This is a genomic window from Sediminitomix flava (genome assembly GCF_003149185.1).
GTDB lineage: Bacteria > Bacteroidota > Bacteroidia > Cytophagales > Flammeovirgaceae > Sediminitomix > Sediminitomix flava.
Map to the genome: position 1 here is coordinate 61,587 of NZ_QGDO01000008.1, position 18,059 is coordinate 79,645.

Annotated in this window: 11 protein-coding genes; all 11 read right to left on the reverse strand. The window is 37.7% G+C overall.

All coding sequences use genetic code 11. From position 1 onward, the window contains the following. Positions 1-46: 46 nt before the first annotated feature. Entirely contained in the window at positions 47-328 is a 282-nt protein-coding gene (locus tag BC781_RS22055; protein ID WP_109622044.1) for a hypothetical protein, read from the reverse strand. A gap of 333 nt (positions 329-661) precedes the next feature. After that, a complete protein-coding gene (locus tag BC781_RS22060; protein ID WP_109622046.1) occupies positions 662-2,110 on the reverse strand; it encodes a tagaturonate reductase in 1,449 nt (482 codons plus the stop codon). A 19-nt stretch (positions 2,111-2,129) separates the two neighbouring features. Continuing rightward, entirely contained in the window at positions 2,130-3,782 is a 1,653-nt protein-coding gene (locus tag BC781_RS22065) for a UxaA family hydrolase (protein ID WP_109622048.1), read from the reverse strand. A gap of 8 nt (positions 3,783-3,790) precedes the next feature. Continuing rightward, positions 3,791-4,480 carry a bifunctional 4-hydroxy-2-oxoglutarate aldolase/2-dehydro-3-deoxy-phosphogluconate aldolase gene (locus BC781_RS22070; protein WP_109622050.1) on the reverse strand — a complete coding sequence of 230 codons (690 nt, stop codon included), beginning with the start codon at positions 4,478-4,480 and terminating at the stop codon, positions 3,791-3,793. 74 nt (positions 4,481-4,554) lie between these two features. Continuing rightward, on the reverse strand, positions 4,555-4,977 hold the full coding sequence (locus tag BC781_RS22075; protein WP_109622052.1) for an L-rhamnose mutarotase: 423 nt from the start codon (positions 4,975-4,977) through the stop codon (positions 4,555-4,557). A 2-nt stretch (positions 4,978-4,979) separates the two neighbouring features. Continuing rightward, positions 4,980-6,317 (reverse strand): L-fucose:H+ symporter permease, encoded by a 1,338-nt coding sequence (gene fucP / locus BC781_RS22080; RefSeq protein ID WP_109622054.1) that lies wholly within the window; start codon positions 6,315-6,317, stop codon positions 4,980-4,982. A gap of 53 nt (positions 6,318-6,370) precedes the next feature. Beyond that, positions 6,371-7,399: a zinc-binding alcohol dehydrogenase family protein gene (locus tag BC781_RS22085; protein ID WP_109622056.1), complete on the reverse strand. Its 1,029-nt coding sequence runs from the start codon at positions 7,397-7,399 to the stop codon at positions 6,371-6,373. Between the two features lie 19 nt (positions 7,400-7,418). Further along, complete coding sequence (locus BC781_RS22090) at positions 7,419-8,369, reverse strand: aldo/keto reductase (RefSeq protein ID WP_109622058.1); 951 nt, start codon at positions 8,367-8,369, stop codon at positions 7,419-7,421. Positions 8,370-8,387: 18 nt separating this feature from the next. Then, positions 8,388-9,236 carry an amidohydrolase family protein gene (locus BC781_RS22095; RefSeq protein WP_109622060.1) on the reverse strand — a complete coding sequence of 283 codons (849 nt, stop codon included), beginning with the start codon at positions 9,234-9,236 and terminating at the stop codon, positions 8,388-8,390. A gap of 230 nt (positions 9,237-9,466) precedes the next feature. Further along, the gene (locus BC781_RS22100; protein WP_109622062.1) at positions 9,467-11,011 is read right to left on the reverse strand and encodes an alpha-L-fucosidase; all 1,545 of its coding nucleotides are present in this window, start codon (positions 11,009-11,011) and stop codon (positions 9,467-9,469) included. Between the two features lie 325 nt (positions 11,012-11,336). Then, on the reverse strand, positions 11,337-17,972 hold the full coding sequence (locus BC781_RS22105; RefSeq protein ID WP_109622064.1) for a T9SS type A sorting domain-containing protein: 6,636 nt from the start codon (positions 17,970-17,972) through the stop codon (positions 11,337-11,339). Positions 17,973-18,059 lie beyond the last annotated feature (87 nt).

The following is an 18,059-nucleotide window of genomic DNA, read 5'->3' on the forward strand; positions in this document are numbered from 1 at the left end:
TTTACGACTAATTTAAAGTTTTAAGATCAATCATATCACATTGAAGTTAAACAATTTTCTTTTTCAATCTAAAGTATATGACAAGTGTTACAGACCATATTATGATTATATCCAGAGTAAAGTTTTCAATCACCCATCCACAATTTGGAGAATCCGAACCTCTGAGCCAAAACTGATAATAGTATTTGAATGGAAAGCCAATATTTGCAACTGGTTTTAATGAAGGGTCTCCAACAGATTTCAATAATGAAAACATCACAGAGAGATATGAGAGAACACTAAATGCTATGAATGCATAAAAACTAGCTGTAAAAAGTTTTTTAATCATGTACTAAATCAAAGATATTGTGTGATGAAATATTTCTTCTTCGACTAACTAGATAAGTTTGTAATTACTTAACAAATGAAAGAGAGCATTCTATTTGTAGAGTTAACGAAGTGATCTTCGAATTAAAAAATGGGAATTAGAGTTTTCAGACTCGACTTTTTGGAAGTTTATTCGAGTCTGAAGACTCCCTCTCTCATCTATGAATTCTTAGAGTAACTCTAAGAACAGTATAGTTATATATCAAAATATAGCTCCATTTATTAAGTTGAAAAAAAATAAAATAAAAAAGGGACTATAAAGTCCCTTTAATTGTAAACTACAACTGAATATTAATTAAGATAAACTGAATTTTTCTTCGATTAGGCTTGAAATTCCTTCATTGTGAATCTGTTTCAAGTTTTGAGAAAGTTGTATTTGTAGCCCTTCCAATTCATTCAAATTCTGTCCCCAGATATAAGTTGCCGATAGCACTCCTTCAATAATTATTTCAAAATCTGTACTTCCGTTGATATAGAAATCAGCCCAAAGATTCGCTAAAAGATCAATGATTTCTTGATTGTCTTGCGGCTTGAATTCTTTCAGATTCTTCGGATCGTAGAGTTTAATTAATGAGGCAAAAGAAGTCAAAATGCCTTGTGGAAAGCTCCCATTTTTTTGATGAAAGCTTACTATGGATGGCAAAACTCTAGTATTGAATTTTGGGAATGAATTGAGTGAAATACTCTTCAAATAATGTTTGATAAACGGATTTCGGAAACGATCGAGTACATCATTTGCAAATTCTTCAATGCCTTCTGAAGCAGGTAAAGAAGGTACAATTTCATTTTTGATAATGCTTTCTAAAAAGCTTCCTACTTCTTTATCATCTACGCCTTCTTTCACGGTTTCCAATCCTGAAAGTAATCCTAAGGGTACTAAGCAAGTATGGGCTCCATTCAGAATTCTAACTTTTCTGCTTCGGTAAGGAGCTTGGTTGTTAGTTACAATTACATTGAGGCCAACTTCTTCCGTAGGTAAAATGTCTTTGATTTTTGAATCACCTTCAATGACAAAAAGATGGAACTGTTCACCTTCAACAACCAATTGATCTTCATAGCCTAATTCCTCATGAATTTCTTCAATTCTATCTTTAGGAAAACCAGGCACAATACGGTCTACGAGTGTATTGTAAAACGTACAAGCTGAGTTTATCCAAGATTTGAATGCTGCTGAAAGCTCCCAATCTGTGGCGTGTTTTAAAATGATTTCTTTTAAGGTCTGACCATTTTTATCAATCAGCTCACAAGGGAGAATTGTGAGGCCCTTTTTCTCATCTCCATTGAAGTGTGAGAATCTTTGGTAAAGCAAAGCAGTAAGCTTGGTAGGAAAACTGTTTTGTATGTGCTCTAAAGTATCATTTTCATTGTATGAAATACCTGCTTCAGTAGTATTTGAAAATACAAATTGAAGACTATCTTCTTTGGCTAAGTCCAAATAATCTTGGTAGTTTTCATATGGATTAATGACTTTTTGAATACAATCAATCAGTTGCCTTTTATTGATTAGCTCACCTTTCTCAATGCCTTTCAGGTATAGGTGATATAAGCCATCTTGTGCATTAACCAATTCACCCAAGCCTTGAGGAATAGGTTGAACAACAGCTACTCCAGCATCAAAATTTGCCTTTTCATTCATCTCTTGAATCATCCAATTGATGAATGCTCTTAGAAAGTTTCCTTCACCAAACTGAACAATTCGAATTGGTTTTGCAGGAACGGTTATATTTTCTCTAGTAAGTTTCATGTTGATCTTTTTTTAGTGACTACAATGAAATCCCTCTTTTCCATGGAATAAAATCATCTTGTCTTAATCGCATTGCATTTGTTTCAGCCTTCCCACTTGCAACAGCCAGTAGGTAGTCCAACATTTCTGCGGCTTTTTCTGCTATACTGTTTTCACCTCTTACTACAGCCCCTGTATCAAAGTCTATGATATCTTTCATGCGTTCAGCTAAAATGGAGTTTGAAGCCACTTTGATAACGGGTGTAATCGGATTTCCTGTAGGCGTTCCAAGTCCTGTACTGAAAGTGATAAGTGTAGCTCCAGAACCTGCTAATGCAGTGGTTGATTCTACATCATTTCCGGGAGTGCAAAGAAGGTTTAAACCTTTATTTTTGATTTGCTCAGTATAATCCAAAACTCCGACAATTGGAGATGATCCTCCTTTTTTGGCTGCTCCTGCAGATTTCATGGCATCTGTAATTAAGCCATCTTTGATATTTCCTGGAGAAGGATTGGCATCAAAACCAGACCCGACAGCCTCAGCTCTTTTCTTGTATATTGCCATCAATTCTACAAATCTTTCTGCATCGGTTTGTGTAACACAACGATCTGTAAGGCTTTGTTCCACACCGTTCAATTCAGGGAATTCGGCAAGAATTGGCGTAGCACCTAAAGTCACTAGCATATCTGAGACATAACCCATGACTGGGTTTGCAGAAATCCCAGAAAAGCCATCCGAGCCACCACATTCCAAGCCTAATCGGAGTGCTGAAATAGGCGCTTCTTTTCGTTCTATTTTGTTTGCTTCAACTAGTCCAGCCATTGTTTTGGTGACAATGTCAGCAATGAATTCTCCTTCAGAATTACTTTTTTGTTGTTCTACAAAAAAGAGTGGTTTATCAAGCTCAGGATTCATTTTGAAAATAGCATCTTGCAAAATTTCTACTTGAGCATTCTGACAGCCAAGGCTTAAGAATGTTGCTCCAGCCACATTGGGGTTATTCAGATAACCGGCTAAAAGTTGACATAAAGTGTCTGAATCTTGCCTGATCCCTCCACAGCCACCATCGTGAAGCAAAAACTTGATGCCATCAACATTTTTAAATACGCGCTCTTTCGTAGCCTCTTTTGTAGGAACGAGAATGTCTTCTGTGAGTAAGTCTGAGGCTGTTGCTCCAGACTGACTTTTAGAAATGAGTCGATCAATGTCCAACTCATAATCTCGTCCTTTGCTGTAGCCTAGTTTTTCTTCCAAAATTTCTTTGGCAGCAAGTACGTTTCTATTTTCACAGAAAACCAGAGGAACAACAAGCCAGACATTTTGAGTACCGATCTGCCCATCACTTCTGTGATACCCTTGGAAGGTTCTATGTTGAAAAGCAGAAACATCAGGTTTTCCCCATGCTGTTTTTCTTTCTCCTACTTTAACTTCATTGGCAGCATGTTTTACATTTGATGTCGTAATTGCTTGCCCTCTTTTAATTTCTTTCGTCGCTTTACCGACGAGTACGCCATACATTTGTATTTCATCTCCCTCATTGAAATCTGAAAGAGCAAATTTATGTTTGGCATTTATATTTTCAATTGGTGTATAAAAGGACCCTTCGTAGCTAATGGTTTCGTTGGCCTCCAAATCAGTAAGCGCAACCATTACATTGTCTGAAGGATGTACCATCAGTATTTTATTCATCATTTGAGTGTTTAGTAAACAGCGAGCTGCTTTTGTCGATATTCTTTTGCGAAGCCGATCAACTCTTGTAGTAATTCATAAATGCGTTCGAAATCCCAGTTTCCGAAATGATCTTTAACGACTAGATTTCCACCTATACCTACACAGCTTACACCAGCGTCTAACCATTTTGTTAGGTCATCTATTGTAGGTGAGATTCCACCTGTAGGCATGACATCAGTCCATGGCATCGGAGCTTTAACCCCTTTTATAAATTTGAGAGCATCAAGCGCATTGGCAGGGAAAACTTTCACGACTTCAGCTCCCAGTTCATGAGCTAAAGAAACCTCAGAAACTGTACTACAACCCGGAAACCAAGCAATTTTTCTACGATTACATAATTTACCAGTTTGTTCATCTAGTAGAGGAGAAACTATAAAATCTGCCCCATTCTGAATGAAAATTGCAGCTGTAGGAGCATCTACAATAGAGCCAATACCGATTACCATTTCGGGCATCTCTTTCCTCGCTTCTTTTACAAGCTTTGAAAAAATTTCATGGGCAAATTCTCCACGATTTGTAAACTCGAAAACTCGGACCCCTGCCTCGTAAACTGTTTTCATAAAAGAAAGGCAAAGGTCTATTTCTTTATGGTAAAAAACAGGGACAACGACCGTAGATTTCATTTTTTGAACAACTTCAATTCTTGAAAATTTAGCCATATTATGGATTGATTTTAATGTAGAAAAGTGGAAGCAAAACCTCTGAAATATCAGAGGATTGCTATTTAAGAGTACTAGACAATTTCAGATTTGATGTCCACTTTATTCGTATCTTTTAACTGTCCGTTTTCTGTTATATAATTCTCAGTTTGTTCTAATTCATATATCCGATCCATAAGCTGCCATTTTCTCTTTGCAGAAACACTGGCATCAGTTTCTTGAAAACGAGAGACAAAGGCTTCCCATTCTGCCTGTCTAGGTTTGTGGGCAAGTTCACTCATAGCTTGATCATGATCAAAATCAGGAATTGTATCCATGATCATGAAGAGTTGTGAGCCAAAGAGATAGATTTCCATATCAAGAATTCCAACCTCTTTCATTCCTTCTGTGATTTCTTTCCAGGCAGCACCTTTGGCATGTACTTTTTTATACTCCTCGATTAGGCTAGGATTATCGGTAAGTGTCAAGGTTTTGCAATAGCGTTTATATTTTCCCATTCTTAAACCTGCTTAAATCTTCTGTATCCAAATACTGCAATGACGCAGAAGCATAGTAAAGGAATGATAAAAGACGCATTAACGGCATCCATTCCTAAGATAGACTTCATGTCAATGATTGCACCTTGCATAGGGGGCATTAGAGCGCCACCAACAATTGCCATTACTAATCCTGCTGCACCAAATTCTGAATCGTCACCCACTTCCTCCAAACTAATTCCGTAGATGGTAGGGAACATAAGCGACATGAAAGCTGAAGTGGCTATCAAGGCATATAATCCTAGATCACCGCCTATGAAAATAGTACAAGCCATTGTTACGATTCCGCCAATTGCAAAAAATGTAAGCAGTTGAGCTGCTTTTAGGTATTTCATTAGGGCTGTGGCAATGAATCGGCTAGATAAAAATAGCACCATCGCAATGATATTAAATGACTGTGCTTCTGCCTTAGTATAGCCTAAATTTTCAGCATATTGGATAATGAATGTCCAACACATAATCTGAGCACCAACATAGAATACTTGGGCAATAACGCCTTCTTTATAGGTCTTATTTTTAACTAATCGTACAATTGTATTTCCAAGTGAAAATGATTGATCGCTTGTTCTTTCTTCTGGAATTTTGACCATTGCGATGACAACACCAACAATAATCACGACGATACCAATGAATACATATGGATCTCTAATAACCATAAGGTCATTGAGTTTGATGATTTCTTTTTGAGCCGAATCAAGTGTGGTATAGATCAAGTCGCCACTGGTGTTCTTTTCTGCTGATTGTAAGGCTGAAAGAATAAACTGCTGAGCGACAAACATACCAGCCAACGAACCAATTGGATTGAATGATTGTGCAAGGTTCAGTCTGCGAGTAGCTGTTTCTTTTGCCCCTAAAGAAAGTACCAAAGGATTGGCTGTAGTCTCTAAAAAAGCTAATCCGAAGGTGAGAATGTATAAGGAAACAAGGAAGAATCCGAAGATTTGAAACTGAGCCGCAGGAATAAAGAGTAATGCTCCTGTGGCATACAATCCTAAACCAATCAGAATGGCCGTTTTATAGGAGTATTTCTTAACGAATAATGCTGCGGGCAAAGCCATCGTGAAATACCCGCCATAGAAAGCAAACTGTACCAAAGATGCTTTGAATGTCGAAATTTCCATGACCGTTTGGAAAGCTGAAACCATCGGGTTTGTGATGTCATTGGCAAAACCCCATAGCGCAAACAGACTCGTGATCAGTACAAAAGGAAGGAGGTATTTCTTCTCTATCACCTTTTTGGGCGAAGCAGAAACAGGCTCTTGTCCTTCGGCTATTATGTTTTCGGTTACTAGTTCATTCATGTGTTTTTAGATTTTATGGTTATTCTAAAAAATATGATTATCAATTGGTCTGCTTAGGAAAGCGTAAGCATTGCTTTAATTACTCCTGTTTCAGGTTTTAGCCAACTGTCAAAGTGATCAGCGATTTCGGTGAAAAGGACTTTGTGTGTGATCCAAGGATTTGTATCAATTTGGTCATTTTCAATCATGCTGATAATTTGTTCGAAGTCAGAAGGAAGTGAGTTTCTACTGGCTATGATGGTTAATTCTTTTTTATGGAAATAAGGATCGTGGAAAGAGAAATCTCCTGGGAATAAACCAACAAATACAATTCGGCCAGCAGAAGCTGTAAACGTAAGTGTATTTGCCATTGAGTGCTTATTTCCGGTAGCATCAATTACTACTGTAGGCAGATTGCCATCAAAAACATCTCTTAGTCGAGCTTCAGTTTCTTCTACTTCAGAAACAAGAACGGTTCCATCTACACCAATGTGCTTTTGACAGAAATCTAAACGACTTTGGTTGATGTCCATCATAACCGTTTTAGCTCCTGCTGCCATCGCAAATTGGCATGCACCCATCCCGATAGGGCCTGCTCCAATAACTGCAACTGTATCGGAAGAAGAAACCATAGCTCTATTCACGGCATGACAACCAATACTTAGTGTTTCCACCAAGGCCAATTGATCATAAGATAACTTTTGAGAAGCATGAAGATAATTAGCAGGAATTTTAAAGTATTCTCTCATTCCTCCATCTTCATGAACGCCAAAGACAGAAATGTTTTCACCACAGTTTGTAAAACCTCTTTTCACAGCATGGTCTTCTGTTTTATTGAAATAAGGTTCTACAGAGCATTTATCACCAACTTGTACATTATTGACATCAGTCCCAATTTCTACAACTTCTACACCCAATTCATGCCCTAAAATTCTAGGATAAGAGAAGAAAGGTTGCTTCCCTGTATAGGCATGTAAATCTGTGCCACAAATCCCGATTCTATGTACTTTTACTAATGCTTCATTGGCCTGTAAGTCTTCAATCGGAGCTTCCGTTTCAGCCAATTGAAATTGACCAGGTTCGTTTAATATAATTGTTTTCATGTGTTTCTGCTTTTTGTATTTATTGGTAAATAGTGTCCGTGATTCTGTTGAATACTTCTTCTGAAAGTGCGCCTTTTCTCCAGTAATCTACGGTTGTTTGTATTTGGTCACTCTTTCGGGCTCCAATGACTACTCGATTTGCTTCTTTAACAGACATCAGATAACGGAGAGCCATCTCCGCAAGATCAATGTCTAGTTCATCCGCTATGGATTTAATTTTGATAGCTACATCTACATCTTTGTTAGAAATCCATTCATTGTTAGGACGCTCTTTGCAGTATTCGTCAAATCTTCTGCCGAGTAAGCCCATATGAAGTGCAGATGCCGCATAATAGGCATGTCCTTTTTCTTGGATCAGTGGAATATCTTTTTCAAATGCAGACATATTACAAGCATCCATTTTGGTGAAACCAGAGATCACTTCAAAAAGTCCCGATTCCATAAATGGATAAAACTCAGGAGTAGGATTTCCTCCCACACCTATTTTTTTTGTCCAGCCTTGTTCTTTGATGAAATTAAGTGTTTCTAATATTTCATCTTTTTGGGCAATAGGAGTGAGGTGAGGTTCGTGAAGAAAGAGTAAATCTACTTGATCGACACCCAATGTCTCTAGACTATTTTCCATACTTCTCAGCATTCCATCTCTGCTATAGTCAAGGTTGAAGTCATCTGCTTTTTCTGCAAAAAGACGGCCTATTTTAGTACTGATATAGGGCTTTTCTCCATCCCATTGTTTGAGTGCTTTTCCCACAAATTCTTGAGACCTATTGTAGGAAGGAGCAGTATCTAAAGATAAAATTCCGTGCTCTAAGGCATAAAGAATACAGCCTACAGATTCATCTTCATCTACTTCACCCCAAACGCCTCCTAAGCCTGAAGTTCCTAAAACTAAGCGTGTTCCGTGTGAAAACAACTTGCTTTCTTGGTAAACATCTGCTTGATATGTTGGTTTTGCTATTGTACTAATCATAAGTTTAAAGAATTTTCATTATTCTGCTATTACATCTTTGGACACTAGGCCATAAAACTGAATAGCGTTTTCACCTAAAACTTTTTTGAGATCTGCTTGGTCAGTGAAGAAATCTTCTACCACTTGCATCACCGTTTCGTATTCTCCTGCGAGTTTGCAAACTGGCCAATCTGAGCCAATCATCAGACGATCAGTTCCAAAAGCGTCTACCACAATCTGAATATATTGGTGAAGCTCTTCTTTTGTCCAATTTTTCCAGTTAGCCTCTGTCACCATTCCAGAAAGTTTGCAATAGACATTTGGGTAATTTGCCAATTGTTGGATCTCTTCTTTCCAAGGAGAAAACTTTCCATCTCTTATTTCTGGTTTGGCAATATGGTCTAATACAAATGGCTGATTTGGAAACTTTTCAACTAATTGTGCGGCATAAGGCAAGTGTTTTGGGAAAATCAGAATATCATAAGTGAGCTTGAATTCTTCCAGTGCTTGAATCCCGTTAAGAAATTCTTCTCTGAGCATAAATTGATCGTCTTCTTCATCTTGAAGTACATGACGAACACCTTTGAAATCTGAGAATTTTGAAAAGTAACTTAACCTTTCTCTGATATTGCTATGACTTAGGTTTACCCAACCCACAACGCCCATGATAAATGGATTTACGCTAGCTTCAGAAAGTAGAAACTGAGTTTCTTGTTCGCTCTGACTAGCTTGAACAGCCACACAACCCTCATATCCTGCCTTTTGCATTTCACCCCAAAGTTCAGTTGGCAAGAAGTCGTTCTTCAATATGTTCATTTGCTCATCAATCCAAGAATGTTCTACTGGAGAATATTTCCAAAGATGATGATGTGCATCTATCTTTTTCATTGTAAAAATGTTTAGCGTCAAAAAAATCAAGTGTTGTCATAGTTTATTCCCTTGATTCTTTACAAATGTATATCTAACACCTATAGCCGTCAAGTCAAACGTTTGCGCTGTTGTTTTAGCGTACTTTTTATAAAAACTCTAAGACGTAATTATAGGATATTAGGGAGAAAAAAAGCCTCGATAAAGTAGAAGCTACTTCTCGAGGCATCGCTTTATAGTTAGGAACACATTTAATCCTTGTGTGCTTCAACATTTCCTCCGATATCATTTTCGGTATAACCTTCCAATACAATTTTGAAGGCATGTGCGTAATCTGTTGAAAGTTGAGATGGAGCCTTAATAATCAATCCTTCAGCTCTTCTTTCCCATTCAAGTTTTTCATTACTACCTAATAGTTGAATATCAATGATTTCAGAATTGAGTGCTCCGATATCTGTACTTAGAGATTTCATAACAATTGCACCTTTAGGTTTGTCCATCACAATGGCATAAAACTCCTTATCCGATTTTTTAGTATATCGAATATCTTTATCTGTATAAGAAATCTTCAGCTTTTCGATTTTATGGCCACCTTCAGGTAATCTTGTAGGCCCTTCACCAAATACTGTCCAAGGTCTTGTAGCATAAATGGCATCTCCATTGATTTCTAACCAAGCCCCAATTTCTGTGAGTAAGTATTCCATTTCTGCAGGGATTGTACCGTCTGGATCGGGTGGTACATTGAGTAACATCAATCCATTTTTCGCAACGATATCAACCAGAATGTCAATGATTTCATTCGGCTTTTTGAATTTTGCATCTGAGCGGTAGAACCATGCACCCGGAGAAGTATCTGTTAGCCAAGCTGGAGATTTAGGCTGGTTAGGTCTTCCTCGCTCGTAGTCTTTGATGGCCATATCGTCAGTAAACGTACTTTCTTTGTAACATACACCAACTTCTTTGCCCCATTTCTTTGCGCTGTTGTAATAGTAGGCCAAAAACTTATGACGAGCTTCTAATGAAAGGTTTTCTAACCACCAGTCAAACCAAAGTAAATCTGGCTGATAGACATCAATATATTCTTTTAGTTTAGCCCACCATTCTTTGTGAAACTGCTCGTCGGGCATATCAGATTCTAAGGAGTGTGGCGTGGTGTAAAGGTCATAGTCATTTTCATTGATTTTGCTGTATTTGTGTGCTGGAGCAAAAAACTTCCAAGTGAAAGCATGATGGAAAGAGGCCATAAACTTCATGTCTCTTTTCTCAATTTCTTTTTTCAGCTCTGCAGAAGGATCAAATCCACCATAGTTCATCGAATTCCAACGTGTGGCTTTACTGTCCCACATCGCAAAATTATCGTGGTGCATAGCTACAGGACCAGCGAATTTTGCACCAGATTTTTTGAAAAGTTCAGCCCACTTTTCAGCATCGAAAGCAGTAGGTTGAAATTGTTCAATAATGTGTTTGTAGCCAAACTCGGCAGGGTCGCCATATTTCTTTACATGGTGTAGGTGGTTGTTTGAAGGCTTCCCATTTTTTGTAGGGACTTTCTTCCCGTCTTGATACATAATCATACCATGCCACCCACGGTAATATTTGCCAGGCTCTGTACCTTCAAATACCTGAGAGACGGGACCCCAGTGTGTATAGATTCCAAATTTGGCATCTAAAAACCATTCTGGTGTTTGATATTTGGATAATGATTCTTCAGTTGGCTCGTACTTTTTTTGTTGAGCATTTGCATGTTGTATTGCCAAAGAAGAAAGCATTATGACGAATAATTTTTTAAACCTCATAATAAATTTCTTATTTATAATTACTTACTAGAAATCCTTTTTTCAGTGTTGATTTCATTTTTCTTCAAACTCATTTTCTGATGAGCTATGTCGTAAAAGTAGGATGGAAGTAGTATTAGGATGTCTTCAAAACCTTTGAAAAATAGGGGGTATTTATTATGAATTTTAAGTACACCATTAAATGAAGTGAATTACCTACTATGAAATGCCATTGAAATAGCCATTGTTTTTAGGATTGGAGTGGTGTAAAATAGATAAGAGTCTAGAAAAACAAAACCCCATTAGTGATCTACTAATGGGGTTAAAGAAAGTATGATTAATCAATTTATTCTTTAATCAACTTTATATTTTTGATGATCGAATTTCCTTTCACAGATACAATGTATGTTCCTGTAGGATATTGAGATAGATCAAATACATGTTCTCCTTTCTTCATCAAATTATCTTCAACTTTTCTACCAGATATATGATAGATAACTACTTGAGAATCCTCTTGAAGTTTGATGTTTACCCTATCCTTTGTAGGGTTTGGATATACAGTACTTGATAAATCAATTTTATCACTATTTGTAATCATTGGAGAAACAATGATTTGGACTTCATCTTGAACTGTAATTCCAAAAAGACTCAATTCTAATATAAAACTCAAAATCTCAGTTTCTTCTACTTCAGGAGCTACGAAAGTAGGATTTAAAGAAGTCTCATCAGATAATTGAATACCCTCTGGTGATAGCCATTGGATATTTGCTCCATTTACTTCTGATGTAGAAGCATCAAGCGCTACAGTTTCACCTTCAAACACACTTTTCCCATTTCCAGCATCGGCAATTGGTGTAGGGTGGATAGTAATGGTTACAGTGTCAGTACTTACAGAGTCCATTACGTGAACTTCAAGGATAAAGTCAAAAGCTGTAGTTTGAGATACATTAGGAGCTATAAATGTTGCGATATTTGTAGTATCATTTGATAAAGTAATATCGTCATTTGGTGCAATCCACAGAACATTAACCCCTTCTGGAGTAGATACAGAAGCATCTAAAGTTACCGTAGTACCTTCAATTACGTTTTGATCTACACCTGCATTTGCATTAGGCGTAGGATAAACAGTAACGATAACATTATCAGTACTGACCGAATCCATAAACTCAGCTTTAAGCATGAAGCTATATTCTGTAGTTTGATTAACGTTAGGAGCTGTAAATGTAGGCATAGCCACTGTGCTATCAGAAAGAGTAATTCCGTCAGGAGCAACCCAAGTTAGAGAGGCGTCTGATGGATCAGTAGCTGAAGCATCAAGCGTTACATTTTCATTAGCCCAAGCAGTTAAATCTGTACCTGCATTTGCGTTTGGAGTAGGATAGACAGTAACGATTACATTATCAGTACTGACCGAATCCATAAACTCAGCTTTAAGCATGAAGCTATATTCTGTAGTTTGATTAACGTTAGGAGCTGTAAATGTAGGCATAGCCACTGTGCTATCAGAAAGAGTAATTCCGTTAGGAGCCACCCAAGTTAATGTAGCTTCTGAAGGCATTGTAGCCGAAGCATCAAGCGTTACATTTTCATTAGCCCAAGCAGTTAAATCAGCACCTGCATTTGCGTTAGGTGTAGGATAAACAGTAACGATAACATTATCAGTACTGACCGAATCCATAAACTCAGCTTTAAGCATTAAGCTATAATCTGTGGTTTGATTAACGTTAGGAGCCGTAAAAGTCGGCATAGCCACTGTGCTATCAGAAAGAGTAATACCGTTTGGAGCAATCCAAGTTATAGTAGCATCTGATGGAGCAGAAGCTGAAGCATCAAGCGTTACATTTTCATTAGCCCAAGTAGTTAAGTCAGCACCTGCATTTGCGTTAGGCGTAGGATATACAGTAACGATTACATTATCAGTACTGACCGAATCCATAAACTCAGCTTTGAGTGTGAAGCTATAATCCGTGGTTTGATTAACGTTAGGAGCTGTAAATGTTGGCATAACTACTGTGCTATCAGAAAGAGTAATTCCGTTAGGAGCAACCCAAGTTAATGTAGCTTCTGAAGGCATTGTAGCTGAAGCATCAAGTGTTACATTTTCATTAGCCCAAGCAGTTAAGTCTGCGCCTGCATTTGCGTTAGGTGTAGGATAGACAGTGACGATTACATTATCAGTACTGACCGAATCCATAAACTCAGCTTTGAGTGTGAAGCTATAATCCGTGTTTTGATTAACGTTAGGAGCTGTAAATGTAGGCATAGCCACTGTGCTATCAGAAAGAGTAATTCCGTTAGGAGCAACCCAAGTTAATGTAGCTTCTAAAGGAGTAGTAGCTGAAGCATCAAGTGTTACATTTTCATTAGCCCAAGCAGTTAAGTCCGCGCCTGCATTTGCGTTAGGCGTAGGATAGACAGTGACGATTACATTATCAGTACTGACCGAATCCATAAACTCAGCTTTGAGTGTGAAGCTATAATCCGTGTTTTGATTAACGTTAGGAGCTGTAAATGTAGGCATAGCCACTGTGCTATCAGAAAGAGTAATTCCGTTAGGAGCAACCCAAGTTAATGTAGCTTCTAAAGGAGTAGTAGCTGAAGCATCAAGCCTTACACTTTCATTAGCCCAAGCAGTTAAGTCAGCACCTGCATTTGCAATAGGCACAGGATAAACTGTTATATTAACTTCATCAGAGTCTTCAGTATTTGAGTAACTGACAGTTAGAGAAATTGTATAAATAGTTTCTTCTGAAACATTTGGAGCTGTAAAAGATGGCATAACTGATGTATTGCTTGATAAACTAATACCTTCAGGAGCAATCCATAAGAAGTTGGCATCTGACGGTATTGAGCCTTCAGCATTTAGTGTAACTATGTTTCCTTCTAAAACCACCTGATCCTCTCCAGCATCTGCTATTGCACTTCCTTCTGGATTTATAGTTACAATGACTTGATCAGAATAGGTTTGATTATAATAGCTTACTGTTAGCTCAAATGTAAAATCAGTTGATTCATTAACTTGAGGAGCCGTAAAAGTTGGCATAGCTGTAGAGTTATCAGAAAGTTCGATACCTTCAGGAGCTGACCAAAGAATTGTAGCATTACTAGGAGCAGAAGCAGATGCATCTAAAGTAACTGTACTCCCTTCAATTACAGATTGATCTTCACCAGCGTTAGCCACTGCAGTAGGGTAAACGGTAATTTGAACTTGGTCAGTAACTTCTTGGTCATAATAAATAGCTGTTAAAGTGAATATAAAAGTTGTATCACTTAGAGTACTAGGGGCCGTGAAAGTTGGCATAGCTGCCGAGTTATCTGAAAGGTTGATACCTTCAGGGGCTGTCCAAAGTAGTGTTGCATTACTAGGAGCAGAAGCAGATGCATCTAAAGTAACTGTACTCTCTTCGATGACAGTTTGATCTTCACCAGCATTAGCAACAGCGGTTGGGTAAACGGTGATCTGAATTTGGTCAGAAACTTCTTGATCATAATAAGTGGCCGTTAAAGTGAATACAAAAGTTGTATCATTTAGAGTACTAGGAGCTGTAAAAGTTGGCATAGCAGCAGAGTTATCAGAAAGTTCGATACCTTCAGGGGCTGTCCATAGAAGTGTAGCATTACTAGGAGCAGAAGCAGATGCATCTAAAGTAACTGTACTCTCTTCGATGACAGTTTGGTCTTCACCAGCATTTGCGATAGCAGTAGGGTAAACAGTGACCTGAACTTGATCTGTAACATCTTGATCATAATAAGTGGCCGTTAAAGTGAATACAAAAGTTGTATCACTAAGAGTACTAGGAGCCGTGAAAGTTGGCATAGCTGCAGAGTTATCAGAAAGGTTGATACCTTCTGGGGCTGTCCATAGAAGTGTAGCATTACTAGGAGCAGAAGCAGATGCATCTAAAGTTACCGTACTCCCTTCGATGACAGTTTGGTCTTCACCAGCATTAGCAACAGCGGTTGGGTAAACGGTGATCTGAACTTGATCTGTAACTTCTTGGTCATAATAAGTGGCCGTTAAAGTGAATACTAAGGTTGTATCAACTTCTGTATTAGGAGCCGTGAAAGTTGGCATAGCTGCAGAATTATCTGAAAGATCGATACCTTCTGGGGCTGTCCATAGAAGTGTAGCATTACTAGGTGTAGAAGCAGACCCATCTAGAGTAACTGTGCTCCCTTCAATGACAGTTTGATTCTCACCAGCAATAGCAATCGCAGTAGGGTAAATAGTTACATTGACTACATCACTATCTTCACTCTCTAAAAATGTTGATGTAAGTGTAAAAGTTATCGTAGAATCTTGTGATACTGCTGGAGCCGTAAAAGTTGGCATGCTAGATGTATTGTCAGACAATGTAATTCCACTAGGAGCAGTCCATAATAATGTTGAATTTTCAGGAGTCGTAGCTGAACCATCAAGTATAACCGTTGTTTCTTCTAGTACTGTTTGATCTTCACCAGCATTTGCAATGGTATTTGGAAAAACAGTGACAATTACTTCATCCTCTACGCTTAATAGCCCTTTTTCTACAGTTAGTGTAAATGCCAAATTGGTTTCTTCCGTTACAGTTGGACTTGTGAATGATGGGTTTAGTGTATTTGAATTACTTAATGTTATACCATTGGGAGCTGTCCATGAAAATGTCAAATCTTCTGATGAATTATAGCTACCGCTTAAAGATACAGTACTATCGCTCATGACTGTTATGTCATCTCCAGCATCTGCTTGTAATTCAACGTCATATTCCAAAAGGCTTAAATCATCGATATAAACCAACTCATCAGAGGCATTGGTTGCAGACAGGATATTTAAAATAGATTGATATGAGTTACCAAGTGCTCCATCGCTACTATAATCTGTATCGATTGTTATTTTTTCTTCAAACTCAATCCATTCCCCAATTACTGCTGGAATTCCCCAACCCATTGAAGGATTAGTTATCCCCGCTTTTGCTCCGTCATACCAATAGCCGTATGGCATTAATCTGAAATTGATTACGTTGGTATTCATTCTTTCAGCTCTCAATTTCCCTTTTAGGATATAAGATTTACCTACAGTTATCGGGAAATGATGATCGGTTGCAGTCGAAATTTCAGCATCTGTACCTATTCCTCCTCCAATCTGGCTCGTAGTTTCTATTTTTAGACTATTTGTGCTATTTGTATTGCTATCTGGAATAAGTTCTGATAATTCAAATGATTCGAGTCCAATCCAACCTTCTGAAAGTCCGCTTTCAAAACCTCCATTTGTCAGAAGCTCAACCCCAAGTACAATCGCTTGCTTTACGGTAATAGTAACTGATGTTTCATCAGAATCTAATTCACCATCGTTTACGACTAAGGTAAATTGATATTCTGTTGTTTCTTGTACATCAGGAGCTGTAAAAACGGGTTTTACTGCATTTGTGTTTGATAAAGTTATTCCTACAGGAGCTGTCCATGTATAAGTTAGTGCATCATTATTTGCATCTGAAGAACCAGAAGCATCCAATTGAACTTCATCACCAGAAGCTGCAGTAACATCTAAACCTGCATTGGCTATAGGAGCTTGATTGTCGACTTGAACAACAAGATCTAAACTTAAATTTTGATCAATGACTTCAAATTCATCCGTAAGAGTGATGTGTAAATCTTTTGAAATAGTGTATGAATATGTACCCGGAAGTAATTGTTCAAAAGTGGCTACTCCAGATTCATCTGAAACTAAAGATTGATTGTAAACATTATCATCCGTTACTGTAATACTAGCATCATTAAGAATTTCCCCTTTTGAATTTGTAAGGTTAAACGTTGATGTATAAACCGGAACACTTTCAGAAATCAATGAGACTACAGTTATGTCACCAGCCAAACTAGCTACTAGAGTACCTTCCGTATCTTGATATCCATCAGCCATGACAGTGTAAGAATAAGTGCCTGGTAAAATTAAATCGTCAAGTAATCCAGCAGCATTTGTTTGGTACTCAATATCATTAATTGTGACTGTTGCGTTTTGAATCGGGGTAGTTCCATCTGACATGGTTACTTTCAATGGGATTGCTAAAAATGTTAGCAAGCTATCATAGGCAGTAGCAGAAAACCCTTTGAGTACTGCGAAAGAGTTCTCTTTCATTTCCCATAATCCTGAAGCTGAAAAATCAAGTCCAGTATAATTTGATTGCTCAAGTAATTCTTCTGGCGTCAGAATAACTACAGTGGAATTAGGATCTGTTTGTCCTGTTGTGGAAATACAATAGATTTCATCCACATTTGCATTTGCAAGACCAACAGTTGCTTTTCCCTTTAATACTTTTCCGTAAAAAGCAGACTTTGTAATCGTACTATTAGCAAGTATATTTTGAATATTTCCTACCAAACCAGCATTGTGATTCGCCCATTCTGGATCTATCTCAGCATCAACAAAGCAGTTCACGATAGTATTACCGTTATACTTTCCAACAAGACCACCTACGCCACCTTTTCCAGAGACATAACTGTCAACTACAAAGCAGTTTTCAACCGTAGAATTCCAATCAAGTTGTCCGATAAGTCCCCCAATTCTTTGAGAAGATGCAATAGATTTAAAATCTACATTGGTATTTACAATTCCTAAGTTACTTACTGTAAGATCTCGTCCTGCACCAATAAATCCACCAAAAAGGAAATCTTGATCTGGGTGGGGTGTAACCGTTAGGTTAGAAATTGTATGATGATCACCATCGAAACTCCCCATAAAGTAATATTCTTCTGAGGCTGAAACCCTCCAACCAAGTGGGTGAAATATTTCTCCTTCCATATCGATATCCTCCGTAAGTTTGAAGGATTTTCGCATACCCCACATCGTTTTGGCTGTATCCAAATCCAATAAGTCTTGTACATTACTTATCAGATAAGGATCATTCGTTGTACCACTTCCGCCCGAGAAGTCTTGGGCTATAAGTGCCTTAGAATTATAAAAAAATATCATCACTAAGAATGATAGACTAAAGTATAGTTGTTTCATTTTTTAATAAATGTAATAATGACATTATAAAATTGATTTTTATGAAAATCATTATCTGCATCTAATTTTAGGTGTATAAATAAAACA